Raw genomic sequence first — 349 nt, forward strand, 5'->3', positions numbered from 1 at the left:
GCGCGGTCCTTGACGGAAAGATCCTTGCGTAGCGGCATATTGTCGGGCTGATCGCCGGATACGGCTTGCCCCGCCAGCACGAGCGCCAGCAGGGGAAGCGAAACGAGAAATGGACGCATCATGGTTATGCCGGGCGACGCTGGATTTTGGCCCGCGCCGCCGCGCCTTGCTTATTTGAACACGGCGCTAGGTTTATCGAGGCTGTCGGAACCTTCAAGTTCGATCTTGCCCAAATCCAGCGCAGTCACGATACGTTGAACGGTCTTGGCCTGGGCGACCAGGCCATCGATCGCTGCCTGGACGACGGCATTGCCTTCCTTGTTGCCCTCGGCGATCATCTGGTCATATT

General features: G+C 59.6%; 1 pseudogene. It reads right to left on the bottom strand.

The annotated features are described in order from the left end of the window. Positions 1-170: 170 nt before the first annotated feature. Positions 171-349: pseudogene (locus AC1D0P_RS32915) on the bottom strand (imelysin family protein); the annotation flags it as partial.

It is taken from the genome of Polaromonas sp. P1_G2 (assembly GCF_056405515.1).